Annotated in this window: 26 protein-coding genes; 14 read left to right on the top strand and 12 right to left on the bottom strand. The window is 56.5% G+C overall.

Annotated elements, in window-relative coordinates; translation table 11 throughout:
- Positions 1 to 51: 51 nt before the first annotated feature.
- Both AC0V60_RS03835 and AC0V60_RS03830 read left to right on the top strand, forming a co-directional pair.
- Positions 52 to 540: a Panacea domain-containing protein gene (locus AC0V60_RS03835; RefSeq protein ID WP_486177214.1), complete on the top strand. Its 489-nt coding sequence runs from the start codon at positions 52 to 54 to the stop codon at positions 538 to 540.
- Entirely contained in the window at positions 503 to 937 is a 435-nt protein-coding gene (locus AC0V60_RS03830; RefSeq protein ID WP_486177213.1) for a hypothetical protein, read from the top strand. The genes AC0V60_RS03835 and AC0V60_RS03830 overlap by 38 nt, the downstream gene beginning before the upstream one ends.
- Before the next feature lie 326 nt (positions 938 to 1,263).
- On the opposite strand, the gene AC0V60_RS03825 is transcribed toward AC0V60_RS03830, so the two are convergent.
- Positions 1,264 to 1,635: a hypothetical protein gene (locus AC0V60_RS03825; protein WP_486177212.1), complete on the bottom strand. Its 372-nt coding sequence runs from the start codon at positions 1,633 to 1,635 to the stop codon at positions 1,264 to 1,266.
- Between the two features lie 312 nt (positions 1,636 to 1,947).
- Between AC0V60_RS03825 and AC0V60_RS03820 the strand changes: the two genes are divergently transcribed.
- Positions 1,948 to 3,126 (top strand): GGDEF domain-containing protein, encoded by a 1,179-nt coding sequence (locus AC0V60_RS03820; RefSeq protein WP_486177211.1) that lies wholly within the window; start codon positions 1,948 to 1,950, stop codon positions 3,124 to 3,126.
- Positions 3,127 to 3,173: 47 nt separating this feature from the next.
- On the opposite strand, the gene AC0V60_RS03815 is transcribed toward AC0V60_RS03820, so the two are convergent.
- Positions 3,174 to 3,758 carry a pyridoxamine 5'-phosphate oxidase family protein gene (locus AC0V60_RS03815; protein ID WP_486177210.1) on the bottom strand — a complete coding sequence of 195 codons (585 nt, stop codon included), beginning with the start codon at positions 3,756 to 3,758 and terminating at the stop codon, positions 3,174 to 3,176.
- Between the two features lie 196 nt (positions 3,759 to 3,954).
- Between AC0V60_RS03815 and AC0V60_RS03810 the strand changes: the two genes are divergently transcribed.
- Positions 3,955 to 5,127, top strand: a complete 1,173-nt coding sequence (locus AC0V60_RS03810; protein ID WP_486177209.1) for an RcnB family protein — start codon at positions 3,955 to 3,957, stop codon at positions 5,125 to 5,127.
- A gap of 114 nt (positions 5,128 to 5,241) precedes the next feature.
- Entirely contained in the window at positions 5,242 to 5,910 is a 669-nt protein-coding gene (locus tag AC0V60_RS03805) for a prolyl hydroxylase family protein (RefSeq protein ID WP_486177208.1), read from the top strand.
- Positions 5,911 to 5,921: 11 nt separating this feature from the next.
- Here AC0V60_RS03805 and AC0V60_RS03800 read toward each other — a convergent pair whose 3' ends face one another.
- Complete coding sequence (locus AC0V60_RS03800; RefSeq protein WP_486177207.1) at positions 5,922 to 7,541, bottom strand: lysine--tRNA ligase; 1,620 nt, start codon at positions 7,539 to 7,541, stop codon at positions 5,922 to 5,924.
- Between the two features lie 338 nt (positions 7,542 to 7,879).
- Complete coding sequence (locus tag AC0V60_RS03795; RefSeq protein WP_486177206.1) at positions 7,880 to 8,236, bottom strand: hypothetical protein; 357 nt, start codon at positions 8,234 to 8,236, stop codon at positions 7,880 to 7,882.
- A 335-nt stretch (positions 8,237 to 8,571) separates the two neighbouring features.
- On the opposite strand from AC0V60_RS03795, the gene AC0V60_RS03790 reads away from it, so the two are divergent.
- The 4 genes from AC0V60_RS03790 to AC0V60_RS03775 all read left to right on the top strand — a co-directional run bounded on the left by AC0V60_RS03790 (position 8,572) and on the right by AC0V60_RS03775 (position 14,219).
- The gene (locus tag AC0V60_RS03790) at positions 8,572 to 11,355 is read left to right on the top strand and encodes an ATP-dependent DNA helicase (RefSeq protein ID WP_486177205.1); all 2,784 of its coding nucleotides are present in this window, start codon (positions 8,572 to 8,574) and stop codon (positions 11,353 to 11,355) included.
- 13 nt (positions 11,356 to 11,368) lie between these two features.
- Positions 11,369 to 12,463 carry an AraC family transcriptional regulator gene (locus AC0V60_RS03785; protein ID WP_486177204.1) on the top strand — a complete coding sequence of 365 codons (1,095 nt, stop codon included), beginning with the start codon at positions 11,369 to 11,371 and terminating at the stop codon, positions 12,461 to 12,463.
- A 107-nt stretch (positions 12,464 to 12,570) separates the two neighbouring features.
- Positions 12,571 to 13,494 (top strand): sterol desaturase family protein, encoded by a 924-nt coding sequence (locus tag AC0V60_RS03780; protein ID WP_486177203.1) that lies wholly within the window; start codon positions 12,571 to 12,573, stop codon positions 13,492 to 13,494.
- Positions 13,495 to 13,688: 194 nt separating this feature from the next.
- Positions 13,689 to 14,219 (top strand): SixA phosphatase family protein, encoded by a 531-nt coding sequence (locus tag AC0V60_RS03775; protein WP_486177202.1) that lies wholly within the window; start codon positions 13,689 to 13,691, stop codon positions 14,217 to 14,219.
- 2 nt (positions 14,220 to 14,221) lie between these two features.
- Here the strand turns inward: AC0V60_RS03775 and AC0V60_RS03770 are convergent, their stop codons facing one another.
- Genes AC0V60_RS03770 through ubiA form a run of 4 tightly spaced genes read right to left on the bottom strand, consistent with a single transcriptional unit; the run spans position 14,222 to position 16,273 of the window.
- A complete protein-coding gene (locus AC0V60_RS03770) occupies positions 14,222 to 14,473 on the bottom strand; it encodes a MerR family transcriptional regulator (protein ID WP_486177201.1) in 252 nt (83 codons plus the stop codon).
- The gene (locus AC0V60_RS03765; RefSeq protein WP_486179429.1) at positions 14,470 to 15,090 is read right to left on the bottom strand and encodes an SOS response-associated peptidase; all 621 of its coding nucleotides are present in this window, start codon (positions 15,088 to 15,090) and stop codon (positions 14,470 to 14,472) included. Before AC0V60_RS03765 ends, AC0V60_RS03770 begins: the two co-directional genes overlap by 4 nt.
- 25 nt (positions 15,091 to 15,115) lie before the next feature.
- Complete coding sequence (locus tag AC0V60_RS03760; protein WP_486177200.1) at positions 15,116 to 15,307, bottom strand: hypothetical protein; 192 nt, start codon at positions 15,305 to 15,307, stop codon at positions 15,116 to 15,118.
- A 45-nt stretch (positions 15,308 to 15,352) separates the two neighbouring features.
- Positions 15,353 to 16,273, bottom strand: a complete 921-nt coding sequence (ubiA, locus tag AC0V60_RS03755; protein WP_486177199.1) for a 4-hydroxybenzoate octaprenyltransferase — start codon at positions 16,271 to 16,273, stop codon at positions 15,353 to 15,355.
- Positions 16,274 to 16,418: 145 nt separating this feature from the next.
- On the opposite strand from ubiA, the gene AC0V60_RS03750 reads away from it, so the two are divergent.
- From AC0V60_RS03750 to AC0V60_RS03730, 5 genes are all read left to right on the top strand, one after another.
- Entirely contained in the window at positions 16,419 to 17,189 is a 771-nt protein-coding gene (locus AC0V60_RS03750) for a 16S rRNA (uracil(1498)-N(3))-methyltransferase (protein WP_486177198.1), read from the top strand.
- 86 nt (positions 17,190 to 17,275) lie between these two features.
- Positions 17,276 to 18,670, top strand: a complete 1,395-nt coding sequence (locus AC0V60_RS03745) for a glutamate--cysteine ligase (protein ID WP_486177197.1) — start codon at positions 17,276 to 17,278, stop codon at positions 18,668 to 18,670.
- A 50-nt stretch (positions 18,671 to 18,720) separates the two neighbouring features.
- Positions 18,721 to 20,106, top strand: a complete 1,386-nt coding sequence (locus AC0V60_RS03740; RefSeq protein WP_486177196.1) for a hemopexin repeat-containing protein — start codon at positions 18,721 to 18,723, stop codon at positions 20,104 to 20,106.
- Between the two features lie 38 nt (positions 20,107 to 20,144).
- Positions 20,145 to 20,447, top strand: coding sequence for a putative quinol monooxygenase (locus AC0V60_RS03735; RefSeq protein WP_486177195.1), 303 nt, complete (start codon positions 20,145 to 20,147; stop codon positions 20,445 to 20,447).
- Between the two features lie 19 nt (positions 20,448 to 20,466).
- Positions 20,467 to 20,769 carry a putative quinol monooxygenase gene (locus AC0V60_RS03730; RefSeq protein WP_486177194.1) on the top strand — a complete coding sequence of 101 codons (303 nt, stop codon included), beginning with the start codon at positions 20,467 to 20,469 and terminating at the stop codon, positions 20,767 to 20,769.
- Between the two features lie 17 nt (positions 20,770 to 20,786).
- Here the strand turns inward: AC0V60_RS03730 and AC0V60_RS03725 are convergent, their stop codons facing one another.
- From AC0V60_RS03725 to AC0V60_RS03710, 4 genes are all read right to left on the bottom strand, one after another.
- Positions 20,787 to 22,247: a methyltransferase family protein gene (locus tag AC0V60_RS03725; RefSeq protein ID WP_486177193.1), complete on the bottom strand. Its 1,461-nt coding sequence runs from the start codon at positions 22,245 to 22,247 to the stop codon at positions 20,787 to 20,789.
- A gap of 89 nt (positions 22,248 to 22,336) precedes the next feature.
- Entirely contained in the window at positions 22,337 to 23,473 is a 1,137-nt protein-coding gene (locus AC0V60_RS03720; protein ID WP_486177192.1) for a PQQ-binding-like beta-propeller repeat protein, read from the bottom strand.
- Entirely contained in the window at positions 23,470 to 23,685 is a 216-nt protein-coding gene (locus AC0V60_RS03715; RefSeq protein ID WP_486177191.1) for a hypothetical protein, read from the bottom strand. The genes AC0V60_RS03720 and AC0V60_RS03715 overlap by 4 nt, the downstream gene beginning before the upstream one ends.
- A gap of 101 nt (positions 23,686 to 23,786) precedes the next feature.
- Positions 23,787 to 24,599, bottom strand: coding sequence for a tetratricopeptide repeat protein (locus AC0V60_RS03710; RefSeq protein ID WP_486177190.1), 813 nt, complete (start codon positions 24,597 to 24,599; stop codon positions 23,787 to 23,789).
- Positions 24,600 to 24,601: the final 2 nt, after the last annotated feature.

Below are 24,601 nucleotides of genomic sequence, written 5' to 3'. Positions count from 1 at the left end.
TATATGTTGACCAAATTCAATTTGTTCCTTATATGTTCTTTGAGGTGAGTAATGGCAAGTTCTAATACAGTAGCCAATCGCTTCCTTGAGTTAGCGGAAACAAGCGGCGATGCATTGACTCCGATGCAGCTGTTGAAGCTCGTGTACATAGCTCACGGGTGGATGCTCGGTATTCGCGGACGACCGCTAATCAATGAGGACGTCGAAGCGTGGCAATATGGTCCTGTGGTGCCCGAATTATATCGGCATTTGCGGGATTTTCGTGGTGCGCCTGTTACTGGCCGCATGCCGACCCTGTTTTCTGCTCGTCCGCTCGATAATGATCAAGTCGACATCGTGGATCAAGTTTACGAAGCTTATGGAGACTATACAGGTATGCAGCTCTCTCGCATCACGCATGCGAAAGGAACACCTTGGCAGCTTACTTATACCCCCGGCAGCTTCGGCCAAGTTATTCCAACTGACCTAATCGAAGAGCACTACCGTCAACTAGCGGAGCCAGATGATGACTCAGGATCAGAATCCGCAAACGCCGCTTAGTCCATCCCGAAGCGTTCGCGTATCAGCTAAAGAAGCAGCGATCGCAGCGGGCCCGACAAGTGGTCAACAGGATCCTGATGCTGATGCTTTAGCCGAAGCAGAAGCAGCATCACTTGCAAGCGGCAAATCAGAAAAGGAACTTGCCGCAAAAGCTCGAGAGAACGAGCATGATCGAGATCAACGTTTTAAAAGCAATTTCGAGAACATTGCTATCTTTGCGCTTTGGTCTGTTGCCTTGGCTCTATTTGTCGTTGGATTGGCATGGCTGTATCACTTAGTGGTGCCAGTCGAATGGAATTGGCTTTCTGAGGAGCAACTCGCAGCACTTCGAAACCTTCTGACCGGCGGCTTGATTGTTGGTGCACTAGCTGAACACTTCAAACGAAGGTTGAACTAGCTTCGTCACCCCGGACTTGATCCGGGGTCCAGCTTCTTCCTCTCAACGCCAAACGAAAAGAAGCCAAATCCCGGCTCGGGGGCCGGGATGACGGTTAGGGGGTCGGAACGTCCCAAACCCACCCGCTTTCCTACATCGCAGACGCCTGTTAGCTTCATCGCTGGCGCACCTTAAACCCCCAACGCTATCCGCCACCAACTGCCAAGTTTGTTGATCCTGCGCTACGGCTGCATTTCATCAACTAACCACCGGGTCATGACCCGATTACCCGGCCCCTCAGGCTCGCAATGCGTCTCGGCCTCACGCTGACGCGAGGCCTTCGGCGCTCACCCCAGCCCCAACGCCTCATCAATCGCCGCCCGCGCGCTCTCGGTCAGCTCCACATAGGTGATCCGGTTGTCGCTCTCATGCGCTACGCGGCGCACTGCGCCTTTGCTTTGCAGCGCTTCCAGATACCTCAGCGTCGTTGTCGGAGCGATGCGGTCTACCAGTCCCATCACCGATACCGTCATTGCGCGGCCTGCGCGGTGGGCTTCGTAAAGCTCCAGCATCAACGCTGCCTCTGGCTTCAAGCAAGAGTTGAGGCCAAGCGCCGAAGACAAGCTCGCATCAAGCCGTCGCAGCTCCGACAAACGCGCGTCAGCCCGGTCTTGATCCCAGCCCTCGTGAACACACGAAGACCCCGGTCCTTGGTCCATTGACAATCTCCTTAATCTCAAGGGGGAAATTTAGCTAAGACTTGATGCCTATACCATGCCATCTCGCCTAAGCGGATGACTTATGCACATTGCACGGCTTGCCAATAAGAAACCGTAAAAACCAAAAGCGCGAACGCGCAATAGCCCCTAACCCCAAATTAACCCTAGCACGCTAGCGAAGAGCCTCGATTTCTTGGGGGATTGACGATTTTGCGCGAGTTGCTGCTCTTATTCTCAACACCATTGTTGACGCTTATATTTGCGACCGCGTTTCTGATCATCTGGAGCCGTGATCGAGGGCGACTGGAAAATTTGGGACTGAGCATCGGCTGGATCTTGATGACGTCAGGCTTTTCGATTTCACTTCTTAGCCCTGACCACTGGGGCCGCGCGATACCGGCAATTACCCATGTGCCGCATACTCTGGCCGCAGTGGCAATCTCTTGGGGCGTACTCACCCGGCTTGGCGTGAAGCCGCCGTTGGCTGCGCATTTATGGATCGCTTTCACAGGGTTTGCCACAATGATGCTGGTGCAAAATGTGGGCAACTCCATCCTGGCTGATCTGTTTGTCACCAATCTCACATGCGGCGCAATCTTTGTGATGACCGCTCAGCTGTTTGCATATTCTTCCAGCCGTGATCCGGTAGAACGGTTCCTGCTCGTGATGTTGATCCTGTCAGCTGCCCAGTTCTTCATTCGTCCGATTGTCTCACTTTTGTTCGATGGGCCCATCCCTGCAGAAGCCTACCGGCACAGCACATACTACTTCGCGCTGAACTGGGTGTTCGCCTTCGGCTCCGTGCTCTTTGGCCTTGCCCAGATTGCAGGGTCAGTAAAAGATCAGGTGGCAGCGCTTCACCGCAAAACATCGCGCGATGCGCTTTCTGGCCTGCTGGTCAGGCGCGAATTCGAAGCACAGGTTGAAGCGGCCCTGAAAAAATCCAATGCGCAAGGCGTGGAAACGGCGCTTGTGATCGGTGACATCGACCACTTTAAGCAGGTCAATGACATTTGGGGCCATCAGGCGGGCGACAGCGCTATTACAGGCTTTGGCAAAATGGCCGGCGACATGATCCGCGAATGCGACATTGCAGGCAGGGTTGGAGGCGAAGAGTTTTGTATTCTGGTCTGGAATGCGAATGAGGATATCGCAGCTGGGCTGGCCGAACGTCTGCGTGTGCGCACGAGCACCCTTGAGGTGGGCGCAGGTTTGGATGTGCGCTTGACGGCAAGCTTTGGCGTGGCGCAGCAATTGCATACCGAAGGCTACCGGGCCTTGTTCGCCCGTGCCGACGGTGCGCTTTACGCATCAAAGCAATCGGGCCGCAATTGTGTAAGCCGTGCCAGTGACATCTCTCAGGCAGCCGAACCGCAGGTATCGGCAGATGAACCGTTGCCAATTGAGGGAACATCACATGGGGCAACGCAGGCGCATACAGTCAGCCTTACCGAAGATTTGACGCCCGATAGCGAACGATACGCAGGTTAGTGCCGGTCGCCAGTCTTGGGGCGAAAGCCGCCTCAGCGTCGCGCAAACTAGGGAGACACCCAGCGGCCCTGCCATTCGCCGGCATTATCGCGCGCAAATTTTGCCCGCACATGCCCCGTGTGCGCAAGATAAAGCCAATCAAGTTCGTCAAGATCGACGCGCAAAACGGCAAAGTTCTCGCGGGCTGGGATCAATTGCTCATCGCTAGGCTCATGTCCCTCAAACTCAAGGGGTAGGCCTGACGTGGGCACATCGCTTGATGCGCCCGGACCGTTTCCCAGATAACAGCGCCGCGCAAAATTGGAGCCATTGTCCCAAGCGGTTTGAGTGATGGGATCATCGCGCAATATTACACCCTTGCCGCGCACCCGGATTTGGAGCTTTGCCCCTTTGTCGTAAAACAATACCGCCATGCGCGGATCGGCCGCAATCGCTGCAACTTTCGGCGCGCGGGTGTCAGTGTGAAAACGCAAATACCACTCAGCCGAATGAAACTCCCGCAGCACCATACCCCGCGCATCAACGTCGCTTGTGACGACAGCTGGCACATGCATGGGCGAGCGCCGATCTTTGGCCGCATGCACAAGGCGCTGTTTGAGATCAGCTGCGACATCTTCTAGTGTTTCGAACATAGACAGGCCGCAATGACGCTTTGACATGGCCTGCGCAAGATGTTCATAAAAAATGCCTTCAACATGAACGTAAGCCTAAACATCCGGTTAAGCTTCCGCTCAGCGACTCAGGGCTAAAAAAGCCTACATCGAGACGACACAGGCTCGGGACATAAATGGCCGTGAGTGGTGGGGCGGCAACACTGAAAGGCACATTATGGACATTTCACATTTCTTGAAAGGAAGCGCCTTATCGGTCTTGGCCATAACGCTCGCCTTCGTTGCTCCAACTGAAGAAGCTCAGGCAGAAGTGCTCAGCATTTCAGCAACCGTAGCAGAGTTTTCGGGCACCGAGGTTCAACCTGATCGGCGCGATCGCTCACAGCGCCGCAGCGAGCGCAGGACCAACCGCAGCGCTAACCGCGGGGAACGCCGTGCAAACCGCTCTGAGCGCCGCTCGCAGCAACGCACAGAACGACGAGCAAGCCGTCAGGAAAATCGGTCTGAACAGCGTGTGCAGCGCAGTTCTCAGACACGCGAACGGGCCGACACTTGGGTCAACCGAGGAGATCGCGCCCGCCAAAATGCGGCACGCAATAACCGCGCTAACCGGGTCGACAATCGCAGTGAACGCCGGGCTAACCGCGTAGACAATCGAAGTGAACGCCGGGCTGATCGGGTTGAAAACCGTGGTGACCGGCGTGCTGATCGCCTAAATCAGCGCGGCAACAACCGCGCAGCTGACCGGGTGGACCGCCGCAGCGAACGCCGCGCGGGCCGTGTCGAGAGCCGCGGTGACCGGAGAGCTGACCGCATAGAGCAGCGCGGTGATCGCCGGGCTGACCGGGTTCGCAATGGCCGGGTTAGGGACGGTAGAGTAAACCGCCGCGATAATCGGCGCATCGACCGGGCAGAAAGCAGGGGATTTCGTGATGGCGTCCGTTCTGAACGCCGCGCTGACCGCCGGAGTGATCGCCGGGCGCGCAATAATCGCGGCTTCTACCGCAATGATCGCGGATGGCGTGACCGTAGGTTCGCATATGGCCGGGGTTACAGCGATGCTCGAAGTGATTTCCGCCGCTGGAACCGGCGCGGATGGCGCAACGACCGGCGCTTTGGTTGGAGGAACTTCCGCGGGAGCAACCGCAGCATCTTCCGCCTGGGCCGGTATTTCGCACCGTTTTATGGCCATCGCTATAACCGGCTGAGTGTGGGCTTTTACCTCGACAACCTGTTCTTTGGCCAAAGGTATTGGATCAATGATCCGTATTCCTATCGCCTGCCGCCTGTCTACGGCCCCTATCGCTGGGTGCGCTATTATGACGATGTTGTGCTGGTCGATGTTTACACTGGCGAAGTGGTCGATGTGATCCACGATTTCTTCTGGTAATCTGCGATCACTCGCAGGCTAATACCCACTGGGTGCAAGTGGGAAGAGAACCCTCGAAGGAGCCAATCCTTCGGGGGTTTTCTTTGCCCAAATGCCAATGCTAAACCCTCAAACATGAGCAATACGAAGACCGTTCCTGATCAAGACGCACTAAGGCGTATGGGCAAAAATATCCGCGAGCGGCTGGAAGCTGATCCGAAGGTTTACAAGGTCGATACTGACAAAGCAGACCTCTTTGCTGTGGGTGATTTCCTGACCTCTGACGAATGCCAGCGATTATGCCTTATGGTGGAGGCGACCGCCAGGCCCTCATCACTGCATGAGCTTGGCTATGACAGCGGGTTTCGCACCTCTTTTTCCGGAGATCTGGACCCGCACGATGCCTTCGTCAAAACCATCAGCCAACGGATCGACCGCCTTCTTGGTGTGAAAGCCGTCGTCGGCGAGGCGATTCAGGGTCAGCGCTATATGCCGGGTCAAGAATTCAAGCCGCACAACGATTGGTTCTACACCACGGAGAACTATTGGAAGAGCGAGCGCAAACGCGGCGGACAGCGCAGCTGGACAACCATGGTTTTCCTGAACGATGTCGAAGAAGGCGGAGAAACCCACTTCACCGATATCGGCATAAAGATTGAGCCTAAACAAGGGGTGCTGCTCGCATGGAACAATGCGCTAGAAGATGGCAGCCCGAACGAAGGCACCATTCACGCTGGCACCCCTGTCATCAAGGGCACGAAATACATCATCACCAAATGGTACCGCACGAGGCCTTGGAAGTAGGAGAAAGGCGTCTAGGCCTTCGCCAAAGCTTCCGCGATCAGCTTCTTCGTCGGCTCCACACCATAAAGTGCGATGAAGCTGCCCATGCGCGGCCCTTGCTCTGATCCAAGCAGCGTTTCGTACAAAGCTCGGAACCAATCTCGCAAGTTTTCAAAACCATGCGTCTCATTCTTGCCAATCTCATAGACCATGGTTTGAAGGTCTTCTGCGCTCGCATCAGCCGCTGCTTCAGCAAGCCTAGCATCGAGTTCGCGTAAGGCCTCCACCTCGCCGCCTTGGGGCGCGCGTTTCTTGAGTGTCGGCACGATAAAGTCGCGCGTGTAGGCAACCGCCGCCTCGATCATACGGTCAAGATCAGCGTTCTGCTCCGTCTCGCCCAAATAGCTCGCAACATAGCTTGCAAGGTTCTCCGCCGTCGCCTCTGCGCCCAAAACGCTTGCCAAGTTCAGCAGCAAGCCAAAGCTAACCGGAACCGTATCACCAGCCCCAGGCGCCTCAGGCGTTGCCAATGAATGGTTCGCGCGCAGCAAGTGCCACACAGGATTGCCCAATTGCTTGTCGAGCGGTTGTTCGGCGAGCCGCTCCCGGAATTGCCAATAATCATCAACCGCGCGCGGGATCACGCCGGTGTGCAGCTGCTTTGCGCTCTTGGGGTTCGGGAAGATGTAAAAGCCGAGGCTCTCTTCCGTCCCATATTCCAACCACTGTTCAATCGTCAGGCCATTGCCTTTCGATTTGGAGATTTTCTCGCCCTTCTCATCAAGGAAGAGCTCATAGATGAGACCCTCAGGCTTATTGCCGCCCAGCACCCGCGCAATTTTACCCGATTGAACGCCGGTGTCGGTCAAATCCTTGCCATACATCTCATAGTCAACGCCCAGCGCGACCCAGCGCATGGCGAAGTCCACCTTCCATTGCAGCTTGGACTGACCGCCCAGCGCGCTTTGCTCGATTACCTCCCCGTCCTCATCGGTAAAGCGGATGACGCCGCTCTCAGCGTCAACCACTTCAACCGGTACTTGCAGCACCACACCCGTTTTGGGTGAGATCGGCATGATCGGAGAATATGTCGCCGCACGCTCTGCCCGTAATGTCGGGAGCATGATGTCGAGTATCGCCTGGTTTTGGCGAAGGACATTCTTCAGCGCATCGTCAAACGCACCCGAGTTATACTGTGTGGAGCTAGCGATAAACTCATAATCAAACCCAAACCGGTCGAGAAACTCGCGCAGCATGGCGTTGTTGTGAGCGCTGAAACTCTCATACTTTTCAAATGGATCAGGAATTCGGCTCAGAGGCTTTCCGAGGTGCTCGGCCAACATTGCCTGATTGGGCAGGTTTCCAGGCACCTTGCGAAAGCCATCCATATCATCGCTGAATGCGACGAGACGCGTGGCCTCACCCGTCAACGCCTCATAGGCGCGGCGCACAAAAGTTGTACGCAGCACCTCTTGGAACGTGCCGATATGCGGCAAACCCGAGGGGCCATAACCGGTCTCAAACAGCACCGGCTCACCGCTGGGTTTACCCTTGCCGCCCTTGCCGTGCAGGCGTTTGTGCAGGCGCTGAGCCTCTTGAAAGGGCCAAGCCTTGGATGAACGTGCAGCGTCGATAAGGGCAGTGTCTGTCATAGGATGCGCGCATATCGGCATGGCGCGCGTGTGTGAAGCACATTTGTGCACGCGCGAAAAGGTTCGGTAAGCTATCGAGACGTTGTGCGCCCGCTATTTTTGGAAACAAAACTGTAACAATGCGAGCAGCAAACCCGAAACACATATGCGAGTCTCTGCTCGGCGTTCTCACCTATTACGCTGGCAAGACTCGTAGGGTCGCAACCGGGGGGCGGCTCGGCATCCTATCATGGGGACTGTGATGTCGGGTCGCCCCTTTTCGTGACGTGATCGGCAAGCTGGCCGCACCGCGAATGCGAATTCGGAAGCGGCGCAGCTCACCATAATCGCGCTTCAGATCAGGAAAAACCGATGGGTCCTGAGATAAAGGTCATAAAGGCGTACTCCCCATGAAAATGGCCACTGCCATTCCAATCGTGAGGATGCATCGCGATTTCCATTGAAGGCGCCGCTTGGAGACTGGCGAGCATGTTCTCATACATTTCCTTGGGCATACTTGCGTTGAGAGCATCTTCACTGCGACGCGAACGCGAGGAAGGAACACCGTCGAGCTCGGTATAGTGCGGGTTCCACCTCACACTCACGTGAGATTTGTTCTTTTGAGGGTCCTCAAAATGGATAAAGCTGAGCCACAATTTGGTGCGTTTTGACCAGACGCGGTAAAACCCTGTTGAAGTGTCCGATTTTTCAGGCACAACCTTCAGCTCAAAATGCAAGTTGAAGTTTTCGTTCTAAATATTCCTGCCATCAGCTCCCACTTCAATCCTATAAGAGACAATTTCAAAGGTAACTCGAGACATTCTTTCCCCCTATATTGCTGAGTATATAGCGGCCCGGTGGTGATGATATTCTTGTGCTTTAATAACCGTGCAATCTGCTCGGCCGGTGCTCGATACTGGGCCAAGGTCTGCGTTGATGTGTCAATTGCCCCAATTTTTTCCAAGTCTGCGCAAACAATTTCGATCAAGCCACAGAAGTATCGCCATCATCCGTTTACAAGGTTTGCCCGCAGCGCCATCATTATTGCCCCGTGAGTGATCCTAGCCCTCTTCCTCTCCCTGCTTTACATGCCAGCCATTCGGGCAATTGGCTGCGGGCAGCTAATGGCGCGACTGAGGCAGCGTCCAAGGGCGATGCGATTATGGCGGCTGCCGATACGCCGGTCCTTCTGCTCAATGCGCCATTGGTTGCTAACCGGCTGGGTTATCCAGATTTGTCGGGGCTCGATTTGTTGGAGCTGTTCGCCTTTGTGCACCCTGCCCGCTTTTGCGTTCCCACGCCGCGCGGACTGGCAAGCGCGCTCGGCATGGCAGAACCTACAGGCGGCGAGGCAGTACCGGAGTTCTTGCAGAGGGCGGCAGGTGCGTTGGTGGAGGCATGCGAGGACGCAGAGTGGTTTGAGCGCGCCGGTGCGTGGTCCTCTTTGCAATCCTTAGAACGCCTGCGTTGGCCTTGGGCGCAAGTGATAAAGCCGCATATTGCCCGGCCTGACAAAGCGGAGAAATGGCTGTTTTCGGCGCTCCCCGAGTGGGAGGAAGCAGGCGAGCGCGGCGCACCCCGCCAAGTTAATTTGGCACCTGCTGATGTGCTGGCAAAGCTTGATGAGCTCACCGGGCAGGCCGCCGAAAAGCGCGAAGGGCAGCGCAATTACGCCTCCGATGCCTCCAAGATATTCGCACCGCGCGATACGCGGGAATTGCCGCATTTGGCGCTCGCGCAGGCGGGCACGGGTATTGGCAAGACGCTGGGCTATTTAGCGCCCTCCTCGCTTTGGGCGGCGCAGTCTGGCGGGACGGTTTGGGTATCCACCTTCACAAAGAACCTTCAGCGGCAATTGCGGACAGAATCGCGCCGCGCTTGGCCGATGAAACGACACGATGGGACGCCGCCTGTGGTGGTGAGAAAGGGGCGTGAAAATTACCTGTGCCTGCTAAACTTGGAAGATGCGCTGCAAGGCGGTTTTGCGGGGCGGCCTGCGATCCTAGCGCATTTGGTCGCGCGCTGGGCGAGCTTTACCCGCGACGGCGATATGATCGGGGGCGACCTTCCCGGATGGCTTGGCACGTTGTTCCGCAAACGCGGGATTGCAGCGCTGACCGATCAACGCGGCGAGTGCATCTATGCCGGCTGCCCGCATTACCGAAAGTGCTTTATCGAACGCGCCAGCCGTGACAGCGCGCAGGCCGACCTGGTGATTGCCAATCACGCTTTGGTTATGGTGAACGCAGCAAGAGGCCGCGACCACGCACAGCGACCCACCCGTATCATCTTCGATGAGGGCCACCACGTTTTCGAAGCAGCCGACAGCACCTTTGCTGCAACAATCTCTGGCCAAGAGGCGATTGAACTTCGCCGCTGGATCATCGGGCCCGAACGCAAAAATCGGGGCCGTAGACGGGGCCTTGCCGCCCGGCTTGCGGACGTCGCATCGTATGACGAAGAAGGCGGCGAGGCGATTGATCAGGCCTGCGAAAACGCCTCCGCCCTGCCCGGTGAAGGCTGGCTCCAGCGCCTCAGTGAAAACGAGCCGTTTGGCTCAGTAGAGGCGCTTTTATCAGCCGTGCGCACGGCCACCTATGCCCGCGATGAAACCGGGCAGGAGGCAGGATACGGCATCGAAACCGAAGCATCCGGCCTCCCCGGCGAAGTCATCGAAGCAGCGGGCACCGCTGCCGAAGCTCTCGCCAGTATTCGCAGCCCATTGATGAAGCTGGGCGCCCGGCTTGAGGCGATTATGACCGACCCGCCCGATTGGCTCGATGGTCAAGGCAGAGCGCGGATAGAAGGCGCGCGGTTTTCGCTGAGCTGGCGCGCAGATTTGCTCACCGCTTGGGAATCGCTGCTGGCGCGTCTTGGTGGTCCGGCTGATCCTGAATTTGTCGATTGGCTGGCAGTTGACCGCTCGGACGCGCGCGAGTTTGATGTCGCGATCCACCGCCGCTGGCTCGACCCGATGAAACCCTTTGCTAAAGTGGTACTGGAGCCCGCCCACGGCGTGATGCTAACCAGCGCCACATTGACCGACAGGATCGGTTCAGAGGCCGGAGACACGCAAGGCGCACAATGGGAGAGCGCCATTGCCCGCTCAGGCGCTGCCCACATCGAAAGCCAGCCGCTCCTCACCCAAGCGTCCAGCCCCTTCGACTATGCCAAACGCGCCGAAGTCTTGATCGTTACCGATGTGAAGAAGGGCGACCTGCCCGGTTTAGCAGGAGCATACGCCCGCCTTATTGAAGCAAGCGAAGGCGGCGTCCTTGGCCTGTTCACAGCGATCCGCCGAATGCGCGCGGTCCATGGCCGGATCGCCGACCGTTTGGCGCGCGAGGGCCTGCCCATCTATGCGCAGCATGTAGACCCGATCGACACGGGCACTTTGGTCGACATATTCCGCGATGACCCGAAAGCCAGCCTGCTCGGCACCGATGCTCTGCGTGACGGAGTGGACGTACCGGGACGCTCGCTGCGCTGCGTTGTCCTCGAAGCCGTCCCATGGCCCCGCCCCGATATCCTCCACAAGGCCCGCCGCGCGGCAAATGGTGGCAGCAAGCACGATGATCGCATCATCCGCGCAAAGCTTGCCCAAGCATTTGGCCGTCTTATACGCAATAAGGATGACGCAGGCCACTTCGTCGTGCTGTCCTCCGCCTTCCCCTCGCGCCTGCTCACAGCCTTCCCCGAAGGCACCGTGGTGCGCCGCGTGACGCTGGATGAGGCATTGGAGAGGGTCAAAGGCGGCTTAATCGGCGAAGACGCACCCAAAACCGTTCAAGAGACTGGAATCTTGGACGATGATATCCCAGATAGCATCATGTGATGGGACAAGGCGCATGATCGACCAAATGGATTACCTGATCCGGCTGCTCTCTATCGGCAGCGCCATAACGCTCATCGCGATGGTGGTGGCAAGCGAGGTGCGCCTCTCCATCCGAGTGCCTCTTATAGGCATGGTGGTGGGCGTAGTGGGCTATCTGCTCAACTCAACGCCGCTTATGTCTTCCAACAGTCCGCTTGATCCGTGGGTTGATCTTGTCTCGCTCTCAACGCCGTTTTGGATTTGGCTGTTCGGGCGCAGACTTTTTGAACGCGAGCCTCAGCAGCGCATCATGTTGGCCGCTGCCGCCATCATGGTGCTCGGTTGGTTCCTCCAGAATTTCTTGGCCGAATTGACCTGGCGAACGGGCTTTCTCTTGCTCCATATCGTTGCGCTTGCCCTTGTGGCGGACCTTGTTCGGGTCGGTATTTTCGAGCGCGATGATGACCTTGTGGAAGAGCGCCGGATTGTAAGGCTGTGGCTTCCCTTATTAGTCGCGGTTCAGGCCGGGCAGATTTTGTTTTTCGAAGTGCTCGAACTGGTTTCTGTTCTCGACAGCCGGTATCCCGCCGTGTCGCTCTTCAACTCTGCCATTATTCTTGTGATCTTGCTTTTTGCGAGCCTTACCCTTTTCCGAACCAATCGCGACCTCTTGCCCAAACAGATTGAGGAACAAAGCGCCAATCCGGAAGAAGAACTGGTTCCCGAACTCGATCTATCGCCTTCCGAAAAAGTACTCCACGACAAGCTAACAAGCGCGATGGATGAAGGCGCTTACACCGCGCCGGGGCTTACCATTGCAACGCTTGCAGATCAGTTGGACACACCGGAACACCGACTGCGCGCGCTCATCAACAGGCAGCTGGGCCACCGCAATTTCAGCGCCTTTTTGAACCGCTACCGCATTGCAGAGGCGCAGCGATTGCTGTCTTCAAGCGAGCATATCGATCTACCGATCCTCACGATTGCGATGGATTTGGGTTACAACTCCCTTCCCCCTTTCAACCGTGCATTTCGCGAATTAACAGCCTCATCTCCCAGCGAATTTCGCAAGCGGGCCTTCGTTGAAGAGCCAGTGGAACCGGCGCTGATTGAAGCTGATCAAAACTGAAAAAGAGCGCTCGATTTCGAAATTGAGCGGAATTTTTCAAAGCTGCTGAGACTTTCGGCGGGGCTGCGGCCAGACATCAGGGCAACCAATCCAATGGGAGCCTTTCGATGTCCGACACCCCCACACTTGAATACGCCGTCACCCGGGTCTCCGATCACTTTGCCAATGTGCTCTACTTCGATCTTGGCCGCTATGTGATTGCAGCAGGGGCGCTTACGCTTTTCCTGCTTGTGTTTCGCAGCTGGTCCGATGCGAGACGCATTCAGCGAAAGCGCAAAGCCTCGGGCAAAGACTATGTACGCGAGGTGCTCTCATCTTTCCGCACCGTTCTGGTGTTTGCCTTTGTCACCTTAGTGACGCTGGTGGGCCGCGAAATTGGCGTCATCGAACTCACACTGGACAGCGCGCCGTTGCTCACCGTCGCATGGCAGTTTGCGCTGATCGTGCTGGTGCATGACGCTTATTTCTATTGGATCCACCGGGCGATGCACACCAAGGCTTTGTTCAAGATCGCGCATCTCCACCACCACAAATCGCGCACCCCAACCCCATGGACAGCCTATAGCTTTGCAACGATTGAGGCCGTGGTTGAGGCAGCCTTTATGCCGCTGTTCTTGATCGCAACCAGCGTGCTGGGTTTACAATATGCAGGCTTCGCACTGCTCCTTTTCCTGTGGCACATGATCATCCGCAATGTGATGGCGCATGCAGGCAGCGAATTGTTCCCAGCAGGCTGGGTCGACAATCCCCTTACCAGCTGGATCAGCACCACCACGCACCATGATCTGCACCATTCCTCTGGCCACAATTACGGATTCTACTTCACCTTTTGGGACCGCATGATGGGCACTGAGCACCCGCGTTATGCCGAAGAATTCCGCAAAAATGCGAAGCCATTGTTCGGAGGCAAGCGTCTACCCCAGTTGGCCCGGACCAAGGCGGAAAGCGTAAGCATCATGCTCGCTGCTCTGCTTGCAGGTGCGACCACTGTGCATGGCTGGCTCATCGCGGCCGACCCGAGTCTTATCTGACCGCTTGCTTTTTCCAGCAAGGTTCGGGGTGCTTCTCCGCTCTGAACCTTGCAACCGGCAGTCTTGTATGAAGCGCCCATCCCTAGCGGCAACATGTCCGAAGGACACTCTTGCAAGACTGCCGCATTTCAATTTGTATCAAGTCATGCCATGGAGTCGCCGTCACGTCGTTTCGATCAATGGAGCCTGCAAGCTTGGCAAAATTATTGGGAATACTGCGCCACGCGAAATCCGACTGGAGCGACGGCGCGAAACGCGATTTTGACCGCGGTTTGAACGAGCGCGGGCACCGTGGCGCGGTGGTCATGGGCGACCATATCCGCGAAGATGGGCAAGTGTGGGACAAAGTCATCGCCAGCCCAGCCGAGCGGGTCAAAGCGACCTTCGACGTTGGCCTTCCTGAGGTAGAGCTTACCTTTGACGAGCGCCTCTATCTGGCAAGCCCCGATACTATTTTCGAGGTGGTCCAAGAGCATGGCGGTGATGGCGATGCGGTCCTGATCTCTGGTCACAATCCGGGGCTTTATGAAACCGTGCTTGAGCTGGTTTCACCTTCGAATGAGAATGATCTCTTCAAGGAATTGATCATCAAATTTCCGACCGGATCATTTGCGATTATTGAATGCGATATCGACAGCTGGGCTGATCTCAAGAAGTTCACAGGCACGCTGGTGCACTTCAAACGCCCGCGCGATCTGGACCCAGAGCTGGCTCCGGGCGCGTAAACCTATTCACCCGCCGTTAGACCTGTTTCTAAAGCCTCAGTCAAAATCTGCCGCGGACCCGGCCCATCTGCGCCGAGCTTATCGTCCGGGTTATAGTTCGCGCATTTCTCAAGGCTGAGGCAGCCGCATCCAATGCATCCCTCGAGCGTGTCACGCGTGCGTTTCAGCGCTGCGATACGAGCATCAAGTGAGGCGCGAATGGCTTTGCTGACCCGCCCAAGAAGAAAACCCGCAATGCCCTTGGCAGATCTCAACGCCGCGTCCAAGGCTCATCAGTCGCTTTTATCGCAATCGCCGCATCCCAAGGCTTGCAAAGGCTCTTTGCCTCATCGGAAGGTCCGCGCATCCAAAGGCCGTAGTCCTCCGGCGCAAGCAGCACCGGCATGCGGGCGTGGACGCTCTCCACATCTGAGCCGGCGCTTGTCGTCATCACCATGGAGTAACACATGCCGAATTCTTCGCTTTTGCGCCAAACCCCGGCGCAAGCAAAGGTCTCCGCATCCGGGAGCGAGAGCCATGTGCGGGTCTTTTCCCCCTTTGCCCCTTGCGCCTCTGCCCATGCGGAGACAGGTATCAGGCACCGCCGCCGCTCAAAAGAGGAGCGCCAGAAGAACCCATCGAGCTTATCCGCGCGCGCGTTGTTCACCGGTTTGGGCTTTAAGGCTTGCCCGTTCTTGCCCTTCATCACGAGAGGGAAACCCCAGCTCATCGTGCCCAATTGGGCCTCACCATTTGCTCCGCTAGCAACAACCAGACCGGGATAGCCGGGGTAAACCTCCTCGCCGAAATTGGCAGGCGGGCCAGAGTCCACAGCGTCAAAGAGCTGCGCGATTTCATCCTGCGATTTGGTCATGCGGTATAGGTTGCACATGGTCTGATAGACTGACTTTACGCTCTCATCCCGCTTCCATCTGGTCAAAGACTTTAGCGATAGTCTCTCTGACCTCGAGCCGAGCCGCGCCTCGTAAGTAAACAAAAGTGCCTTGCCCAGCTTCTTCAAACGCTACGATCGCATCTTTCATCACGACAACCCGGCCGCCATCAAGACCAGTAAGTTCGAGAAACTTGGCTGTTATGCTTAGAGCCATTGGCAATTCCTTCGTTCGAGCCTGCTAATCCTATAACTAAGGCAATTAAGCCCCCGCATTCCCAACCACAAAACACGCCGCTCCCATCAAGGCTCCAGCCCACCGATTGGAACGGAAGCGTTCGAGCGGGTTTTCAGGATCGCTTGGATCAAGGGTGGAGACTTGCCACAAAAGATGCCCGGCCACAGGGAGAAGCGCAAGCAGGGCGATGGAATCGGGCCGGTACAGCCAGATACCCAGCCCCCATAGGCCAATTGTCGCAGCGTAGAATGCAGCGACCCCAGCATGCACTTGGCTCCCCATCCTCAGAGCGCTCGACTTAATTCCGACCAGCGCATCATCTTCGCGATCTTGCAGCGCATAGATCGTGTCGAACCCGATCACCCAGCAAATGCACCCTGCATAAAGCGCCCCCAGCGCATCCCAATTGTCGAACCTCAGCTCAGTCCAGCCAACAAGCAGCCCCCAATTGAACACCATACCAAGCCAGGCCTGAGGCCACCAAGTGATGCGCTTCATAAAAGGATAGGCAGCGACCAAGGCGAGACTGGCCAGAGCCACAAGTTGCGCGCTGAGGCGCAGTTTTAGCAGCACCACCAGTCCAATCAGGCACAGCGCAATAAGCCACCCCCAAGCGAGCTTTTTCGACACGCGCCCGCTGGCAACAGGCCGCAAAGCGGTGCGCGCAACGCTCGCATCCAGCTTCGCATCGACGATATCGTTATAGACGCACCCTGCCCCGCGCATCGCAATCGCGCCCAGCAAAAGCCAGCCGAGCAGCGCGAACTGCGGCCCCGCCCCCGCTAGCCAGACGCCGAAAACGCACGGCCAAAAGAGGAGCCACCACCCAATCGGGCGGTCAAAGCGGGCAAGCTGCGCCAAATCGCGCGGCAATTGCGGAAGGCGCGCGATGAGGCCGCGGTGTTCGCTGTCGGGGACGATATCGGGAGCGCTCGTATCAGTCACAGACGCACTATACTCCCTTCGCCCTTGCCACCTTTGTTTTTGGCCTGCCTACCAATCCGGCGCAGAACCCCAACAGCAGTCCAAATCTTGAAAAAGCGCTCTATCATCCCTTCCCCCTAGCCGTTCAAACGCTTAGGGAAAAGCCATGCCTGCCACACCATCCTGGCCGCCCAAAAGCGCACCGCGTCTATTCGTCGAGGATGAGCTAGGCGAAGGGCGCATTATTACTCTTGATGGAAACTATGCGCACTACCTTGCCAAGGTCATGCGGGTGCAGACTGATGACACGGTGATCCTGTGCGATGACCAAACCGGTGAATGGGCCGCACGCGTGGGTCAGGTCGAAAAACGCCGGGTCGATTTAATCGTGGCCGAACGCCTGCGTCCCCGAGAGAACGTGCCCGACCTGTGGCTGTGTCCGGCTCTGCTTAAGAAAGACAGGTTCGACCTTGTGCTTGAAAAAGCGACAGAATTGGGCGCTGCACGCATTCAGCCGGTCGTCACGCGCCGGTGTGTCGCTGACAAACTCAATGCTGAACGCGCCCGCACCATCACGACCGAAGCCGCCGAACAATGCGCGCGCACAGCGCTCATTGAGCTTGCAGAGCCGGTGAAGCTTGATGCGCTGCTTAAGGGCTGGCCAGCGAACCGCACGCTTTACTTTGCCGACGAGGAGGGCGGCGCGCTGGCCGCTGAAACCTTCGCTGCGAACAATGGACCAGCCGCTATCCTTGTCGGCCCAGAGGGTGGTTTTGACAACGCAGAACGCGGGGCCATCCGCGCCCTTCCCCAAGCGCGCGCGATTACCCTTGGCCCGCGGATCCTGCGCGGAGAGACTGCCGCGATTGCCGCGCTCTCGGTCTGGATGGCCAGCGCGGGTGATTGGAAAGAAGTCAGCTCGTCCAACAAAGAATGACTTGGCGCGACAAAAGCCAGTTTGCACTTCCCCATCTCATCTTCGTTTTCTAAAGCGGCTGTGCCTGAGAGAGGATCCCAATATACATGAGCACCCGCGAAGCCTCTGACGCCAACGAACCGATCATCGAGGGGATGGACGACCTCACCGCGCCCATGCGCCGCGGCGAAAAGCCGAAAGCGGATTGGCGCATTGGGACAGAGCACGAGAAGCTCGTTTACAAGCGATTGGATGCAGGCGGAGATCGCCGCGCGCCCTCTTATGATGAGCAATGCGGTATTCGCGATCTGCTTATGGGTCTTCGCAAATTTGGGTGGGAACCCATCGAGGAGAACGGTCATGTCATCGCTCTTAAAGGCAAAGATGGCGCGGTGAGCCTTGAGCCTGCGGGGCAATTGGAGCTTTCTGGCGCGCCGCTGGAGACGTTGCATGAGACCTGCAACGAAACCGGACGTCACCTCGCGCAGGTCAAGGAAATCGGCGAGAAATGCGGTGTGGGCTACCTCGGCCTTGGCATGTGGCCCGATAAGACCCGCGAAGAGCTGCCGGTGATGCCCAAGGGTCGGTACAAGATCATGATGGACCATATGCCCAAAGTGGGTGATTTGGGTCTCGACATGATGCTGCGCACCTGCACAATTCAGGTCAATCTCGATTACTCTTCCGAAGCCGACATGGTGAAGAAGTTCCGCGTGGGGCTAGCGCTCCAACCGCTGGCAACCGCGCTGTTCGCCAATTCACCCTTCACCGAGGGCAAACCGAACGGCTATCTCTCCTACCGCAGCCACATTTGGTCAGACACCGATCCGCACCGCACCGGCATGCTGCCTTTCGTTTTTGAAGACGGTTTTGGGTACGAGCGCTGGGCGGACTATATGCTTGATGTGCCAATGTATTTTGTCTTTCGCGATGGGAAATACATTGATGCAGCGGGCCTATCGTTCCGCGACTTTATCGACGGGAAGCTGTCAGTTCTTCCCGGCGAACGCCCCACGGCCAGCGATTGGTGGGACCACCTTTCCACCGCCTTCCCCGAAGTACGCCTTAAAAGTTTCCTCGAGATGCGCGGTGCAGACGGCGGTCCTTGGAGCCGCATTTGCGCGCTTCCTGCGCTGTGGGTCGGTCTTCTTTACGATCAAGGCGCGCTCGATGCCGCGTGGGACAGGGTCAAAGGCTGGTCGATGGAAGAGCGCGAGAAACTGCGCAATGATGCGCCCAAACTTGGCCTTCAGGCTCCCTTGCCCGGCGCCAATAGTTCTGGCGGCACTATGCAGGATCTGGGCCGCGAAGTCCTTGAAATCGCACGCGGGGGTCTGTCTGCCCGCGCCCGGCTCAACGTCGCGGGAGACAATGAAACCGGCTTTCTCGAAGAGCTCGACGAAATCGTCTCCAGCGGCAAAGTCCCCGCGCAGCGTTTGCTCGACGCCTATCACATGGACTGGGGCGAGGATGTGAGCCAAGTCTACAAGCATTCGTTCTAATAGAGGTTAATTCGCCTTCGAAAACCTTTGCAAAAGGATGAAATCTTTTCATGGTGTGTTGGCCAACACATCAATTCTCTAAGAAACTATTCAGACACTCCCTCAGTCTTATCCATGAATTAGAGGGAAACATGTCAGACCACAAAATCAAACTCATCCGTCAAGCAGACGCACATATTGATGTGAGCAACCCAGTTGCCGTGGTGGAAGAGGCGATCCGCACTTGCCGCGAAATGTGCGCCAGCGCGAGCGACGAAATTAGCGATATCCGCCTTGCCGGCGGCGGGGTCGGCGAAGGTATGGATAAGGTCAAAGAAGCCTACTTCAAGAGCGAAGGACGAAGCTTTCCAATCTGGTTCGGCTGGTATGAAAAAGACCCGGACCGCGCGCTGAAACGGTTGGAATTGCGCTTTAACGAAATCATTCAGAGAATAGACAAGGGGCTAACCGTGCGATGTCGTCCAGCTACAGGCCGCCGTTCGCGCAAATGCGACGAGGGTATCATAGCGTTTCAAACGGCTGGCTCTGCCAGGCCGCGACGTTTTCATCTATGCCCCAAATGGTTCAACAAAAAGTATCAATCAGACACACACGCGTTGAAACTCGACAAAAAATACTACCAAGCCTCGGTAATTGCACATGAATTGTGCCATGCTATTGGCGGACTTGGGACTGTGGACTTGAACGATGCCTCCGGAAACAAGGTTTACGGTGAAGCGCGAGCGTTGGCCTTTGCCGCATCTGATCCACTCAGGGCTGCGAAGAGTGCGGAAAATGTCGAACAGTTCCTCCTTTATCGTGAGCGGATCAGGCAGAAGACAAGTAGCTTTATCCGGATGCAGAAAGCCGGGACGACGCCCGCTCTTCAATGGACCGGTGTACCAGCCAATGTTGACGCCGCTGTCCATCACCCGAACGGCAAATACTATTTTTTCAAGGGGGACCGCTATTGGCGCTATGACCCAGCTATTCATCAAGTCGACAAAGCCAGTGCCAAAATTGGCGTCGACGGCTGGGCCGGTGTTCCCCACAATCTTGATGCGGCCATTCTTCACCCGAAAAACGGCAAAGCCTATTTTTTCAAGGGTAATCGCTATTGGCGGTATAAATTTGGCGAAGGCGTTGACCACGATAATGTTCGCACGATCGGCAAGACAGGATGGGCCGGGCTGAAGGAGGGTATCGACGCCGCTATCGTGTCTAAAGACAAAAGCCATGCGCTATTCTTTTATGGCCCTTACTACCGTGTTTTCAATTTCCAGACCAGTAAAGCGGGCGCCCTTATGAACTTGCGAGACAACCGCGAATGGGGGCAGTTCGATTACCTTTACGGCAATTTCAACGCGACGGTCCTAAATGAGGCGACCGGACACGGCACATTTTTCACCAGCGACTTTTACCAAATGGATGATATGAAAGGCTACAATATCGCGTAAAATACGATACTAGTCACAGCGTTTGGGGGATTTCGAACATGCTAATCGTGTTGGCAGAGGCCACATTGGGCAACGGCGCGCTTGATGAAGGCCGCGCCGCACTCACGGCTATGGTTGAAGCATCGCGTGCAGAAGAAGGCTGCATCGCCTATTCTTACGCGGTGGATGTGCTTGACCCGAACACGCTTTTGATTGTCGAGAAATGGGTGGATGATGCAGCGCTCGCCGATCATTTCGCGGCCCCGCACATGGCCGCATTTCAAAAGGCGCTAGCTGGGCTCGATATCACTATAACGCAGCTCAAGAAGTTTCAGGCCGACGAGGGCTCTCCGCTTTCCTGATAGAAAGGACGCAAACGTCATGATCGTCGTGGTCGGTAGTTTCCGCTTTCCCCCTAGCATCATCGAAGTGTTGCGCCCGGCGATGGAGGATATGGTTATCTCTAGCCGGGCCGAAGAGGGGTGTGTCGAATATTCCTACGCGCTTGATTGTCTCGATTACGGCCTTGTGCGTGTTCTTGAAAAATGGCGCGACCGCGACGCATTGGAAGCGCATTTGCGCACTGTACATATCGCGGAATGGCGGGCTCAATGCTCTGCGCTTGCGATCAGCGAGCGCGAGCTTACAGGCTATGATACCAAGGATGAAGGCTTCCATTTTTGAGCCTTTAACAACAGCTTTTATTCAGCCGGCTCCTGCTCAGGATCGAGCTTGGCTTGCGATGCTGCTTGGGATGCTGCTTGTGACGATTGGCGCCCTGCCGGGGCTCCAAGAAAGCGGCCGAAAGCCCAGCGCTTTAATTTTGCGAGCTTCGCGGTGACTAATCCGTTCTCTTCCATCCAATCATAATATTCGCGGTACTTGGGATCTTCGGCGAGCAGATGCGCCTCTTCGGTCTTTGCGCGCCAATAGTAGATGGCGTTGACGACGGCGAGGAAGAAGCAATTGCGGATCATATCCGTGGTCGAGCCGTTGGTGACAAGAAACGGCAAAACCGAACACCACCAGAACAGGTTCTTCGACAGATAGGCGGGGTGCCGTGTATAGCGATACGGTCCATTGGTGAGCACGCCGCGATATGTGAGGTTGGAGAAGCGAATGCCGAATACAACGGTCGCCCAAGCGTAGATCGCTGTGAGAAACACCAGCCAAGCGGCCCAGATCCAAAGAAGCCCCGGCTGTCCTGCGAGCCAATGCCCCCAACCAGCAGTCGCGCCCTCGTAGCTCAGGATTTGGCCATCGTTGCCGATGATGCCCCAGACAAATGGAGGATAACAAAGAAGCGCAGCCAGCCAGCCGCTCACAAAGGGATTGCCTGAACGAATGTGCGCATCAAGCGGACGCAGTGTAAAAAGATAACCCACTGTTCCGATTTGCACATCAACAAGAAACAGCAATGCTATAAGGAAAACCCCGACTTCAAACGGATTGCCGAGGATATTTTGTGGTTGAGCCTCCACGATATAAGCAAACCCGCCCGGCAAGATTGAGATCATAAAGGCCCCGAAGAACCCTTTGATAATCCACGCGCGCCAGTGTTTCTTGACCGCTTCCATATCAATGTCGCGCCGTGCATTATCGGCAGGATTGGTCGCGATCAAAGCGCCAAAGTGCCAGGTCGCGTCTTTGAGATCGACCATATGACGATCAAGCCACATGACATAGGGCACAGACAGCACAATCATCGGCAGGATGGCTGTGCACAGCACTTGCATCGCAAAGAGGTAATCCCCGCCCCAATACCACCGGCACAGCGCATAGAGCGCAGCCAATACCGCCCAAGTTGCCCAGAGCCCGATGATCTTGACTGAAGAGATCGCAATGGTCTCTTGCAGGGGCCGCTTGAGGCTCCAATCGAGCCCGGTTGATGCGCGCAAATGCACTTTATCGACAAGGAGTGACCAAATGGCCATCGGCCCTGCGGTAAAAAGCATGGCGGTGAGAGAGGCGTAAGGCCCTGAGAGCACGCCGTATTCGCCTTCAAGGCCAATCAGGTCCGCCATCAGAGGAAAGCTGCGGCAGAACAAAACCCACACCAGCAGGCCAAGCAACCCAGCGAAGCCCACACCGGAGGATACATCGCTCTCCGGTAACGTAGCAGGCATGCTTGACGAAGCGGTTTGGTCGGCGGCTGTGGTCATGACCCTCTTGCCCTTAAGGCAAAAGGGTTAATATCCCCTCGACGCTCCTCGGGCTCAAAGCTTGAAGAAATGGGCCGTTTGGTGGCGGCCTATTGCCAAGCGTGGACTGTACCTGAATCGTCCAGAATATAGAGCATCTTGTCCGACACCACAGGCGCCAAGCTCACCGGTTGATCAATGTCAGCGAACAGCTGTGCAGACCCCTCACCAGCGCTCACTTTCCACACTTCGCCGCGCGAACTTGCAACCCAAAGTTGGCCGCCCGCCAGAACAGGGCCCGTCCAGAAAATCGGGTCCTTTTTCTTCTTAACATTGCGGTGTGTTTGAAGCTGAGTGATCCAGCGCACCCGGCCTGTTGAACGCGCAATCGCAAGAAGGCGCGCATCATCGGTCAGGGTGAAAATCCACTCTCCCGCAATCGCTGGGGTAGAAATGCCCGCAAGGTTCAATTCCCAAATCCGCTGTCCGGTGACAAGCTCATAGGCCGCCATACGGCCGCCTTGACCAAGCGCGTAGACACGGCCTGAATCGATAATCGGATCGGCATCAATATCAGTCACCGAGCTTACCTTGGTTGAGATATTGGTGCGCGCCAGAGCATCGGCCCAAAGCGTGCGGCCATTCTCGTAGCGGTAAGCGGAAAGCTCGCCTGAGGAATACCCCGCGATGATGGTGCCCTGGCCTGCTGCAGGTGCTGCCACGCCAAATACGCCGGATTGCGTGGTCGAACCGGATTCGTTCCAAGCAAGCGACCCGTCAGCGGCGTTCAAAGCGAGGACCTGATTATCCTGTGTCATCACATAAATCTGGCCAAAGGCAATTGTCGGTGATCCGCGCAGCGGCCCTGCTGGATGAACCTTCCAAATCTCCTCGCCCGTCTCTGAATTCAGCGCTTTGACATCGCCTGCGCCGTTGGTTGCGTACACGATACCATTTTCAAAGCTTACCCCTCCGCCAAAGGCCGATGGGCGCATATCGGAGCTCATTTCGCTGTCATCAGTGCGCCAGATTTCAGCGCCTGTCTGCTTATCGAAGGCATAAATCACGCTGTCAGTGTCCACAACGAAGAGCTTGCCCGCTCCAATCACTGGCGATGCAGCAAGACGCTCGGAATTGCTCGATCCGGCGATGCGTTTGGTCCACACCTTGGTCGGGTTTTCATCCAGCGCGAGGTGCCCATATGATTTGCTCGCGGAGCCGCCGACCTGCGCCCATTCGCTGTTCACGGCTTGGGGGGAAGAACCACGGAAACACCGGCAAGAGAAGGATCAACAGCCGCGCCGCTCTCAATGCGTGAGAGGATCGGTGTGCGATTGCCGATCGTCGGAGTGGTCCGCTCTTTACCGCCGCAGCCAGCCAAAGTCCCAGTCAGCACCATTGCAAGAGCCCCGGCTGCAACCGCACCCTTCACTCCGAACTTACCGTTTAGCATTTTCATTCCCGTCTCAAACCTTCGTATTAATATATGGTCTTTGGACTGTCCCCAAACGCCAAAGCCAATGACGAACCAAACGCGTGTTCCAACCGCGTAAAGCCTTTCTAATTTCGTCCGCTTGGCAATTGAGTTTCAAGCAATTCTTCAACGTCTTCAATTGCATCGACGCCCAATAGCCCGGCCATCTGGCGCGAGCGATTGCGTAAAGTGTCAGGAACTTCCTCAGCCTGTGAGATGGCTGAAAACAATGCGCCTGCCTCTGCTCTATTGCCCGCTTCCAAATGCGCAATTGCGACAAGCTCGCCCGCGCTTCCGAAATAGGGATTTCCCGGCACGGCAAGCCCTTCGAGCTTGGTGATCACATCTTGAGGATCGCGGTCATCAAAATTGGTCGAAACCTCGCGGATCAAAGCGAGATCGCGCAGCGGTTGAGGCGCATCACTGTCAGCGGCCACAGCTGCGTAAAGCTCGACCGCCTTGACGCTCTCACCTTGTTCAAGAGCCGCGCCTGCCTGCAAGAAGCGGGCGATGGTCCTTGAACCAATTGAGCCGTCATCAATCAGCCCATCAACCTTTTGCACGGCCCCTTCAGCGCATCCGCTATCTTCGGGTGCGTCAGAGCAATCGTTATCAAAATTGCGAGCCTCAACGGAATCGAGCGCGCTCACAATAGTCTCTGATTGCGCCTCAAGCGCGGCCTCAGAGGTGCTGTCCCACCACCAATAGCCGAGCATTCCAACAAGGATCAGCGCAATCCCGGACCCAAGTGCCACGCCGTATTTTTGGAAGAATTGAAGCGTGTCGTCCTGACGGACGGCCTCATCAATCTCGCGCATAAGAATCTCGTCTTCACGCGATGGGTTCTCACCAGGGGCGCCGGGTTGTTCGCCGGGAGTTTGTGTCGGAGTACGCGCCACGG

The organism is Erythrobacter sp. S259, from assembly GCF_057364965.1.
This window is presented reverse-complemented; position numbering and strand designations above follow the sequence as displayed.

What these genes read in the sequence shown, in the direction of transcription:
- AC0V60_RS03835 (WP_486177214.1), top strand. Translation starts at nt 52, where the DNA reads ATGGCAAGTTCTAATACAGTAGCCAATCGCTTCCTTGAGTTAGCGGAA.
- AC0V60_RS03830 (WP_486177213.1), top strand. Translation starts at nt 503, where the DNA reads ATGATGACTCAGGATCAGAATCCGCAAACGCCGCTTAGTCCATCCCGA.
- AC0V60_RS03825 (WP_486177212.1), bottom strand. Translation starts at nt 1,635, where the DNA reads ATGGACCAAGGACCGGGGTCTTCGTGTGTTCACGAGGGCTGGGATCAA.
- AC0V60_RS03815 (WP_486177210.1), bottom strand. Translation starts at nt 3,758, where the DNA reads ATGTTCGAAACACTAGAAGATGTCGCAGCTGATCTCAAACAGCGCCTT.
- AC0V60_RS03810 (WP_486177209.1), top strand. Translation starts at nt 3,955, where the DNA reads ATGGACATTTCACATTTCTTGAAAGGAAGCGCCTTATCGGTCTTGGCC.
- AC0V60_RS03805 (WP_486177208.1), top strand. Translation starts at nt 5,242, where the DNA reads ATGAGCAATACGAAGACCGTTCCTGATCAAGACGCACTAAGGCGTATG.
- AC0V60_RS03800 (WP_486177207.1), bottom strand. Translation starts at nt 7,541, where the DNA reads ATGACAGACACTGCCCTTATCGACGCTGCACGTTCATCCAAGGCTTGG.
- AC0V60_RS03785 (WP_486177204.1), top strand. Translation starts at nt 11,369, where the DNA reads ATGATCGACCAAATGGATTACCTGATCCGGCTGCTCTCTATCGGCAGC.
- AC0V60_RS03780 (WP_486177203.1), top strand. Translation starts at nt 12,571, where the DNA reads ATGTCCGACACCCCCACACTTGAATACGCCGTCACCCGGGTCTCCGAT.
- AC0V60_RS03765 (WP_486179429.1), bottom strand. Translation starts at nt 15,090, where the DNA reads ATGTGCAACCTATACCGCATGACCAAATCGCAGGATGAAATCGCGCAG.
- AC0V60_RS03760 (WP_486177200.1), bottom strand. Translation starts at nt 15,307, where the DNA reads ATGGCTCTAAGCATAACAGCCAAGTTTCTCGAACTTACTGGTCTTGAT.
- AC0V60_RS03750 (WP_486177198.1), top strand. Translation starts at nt 16,419, where the DNA reads ATGCCTGCCACACCATCCTGGCCGCCCAAAAGCGCACCGCGTCTATTC.
- AC0V60_RS03745 (WP_486177197.1), top strand. Translation starts at nt 17,276, where the DNA reads ATGAGCACCCGCGAAGCCTCTGACGCCAACGAACCGATCATCGAGGGG.
- AC0V60_RS03740 (WP_486177196.1), top strand. Translation starts at nt 18,721, where the DNA reads ATGGTGTGTTGGCCAACACATCAATTCTCTAAGAAACTATTCAGACAC.
- AC0V60_RS03735 (WP_486177195.1), top strand. Translation starts at nt 20,145, where the DNA reads ATGCTAATCGTGTTGGCAGAGGCCACATTGGGCAACGGCGCGCTTGAT.
- AC0V60_RS03730 (WP_486177194.1), top strand. Translation starts at nt 20,467, where the DNA reads ATGATCGTCGTGGTCGGTAGTTTCCGCTTTCCCCCTAGCATCATCGAA.
- AC0V60_RS03725 (WP_486177193.1), bottom strand. Translation starts at nt 22,247, where the DNA reads ATGACCACAGCCGCCGACCAAACCGCTTCGTCAAGCATGCCTGCTACG.
- AC0V60_RS03715 (WP_486177191.1), bottom strand. Translation starts at nt 23,685, where the DNA reads ATGAAAATGCTAAACGGTAAGTTCGGAGTGAAGGGTGCGGTTGCAGCC.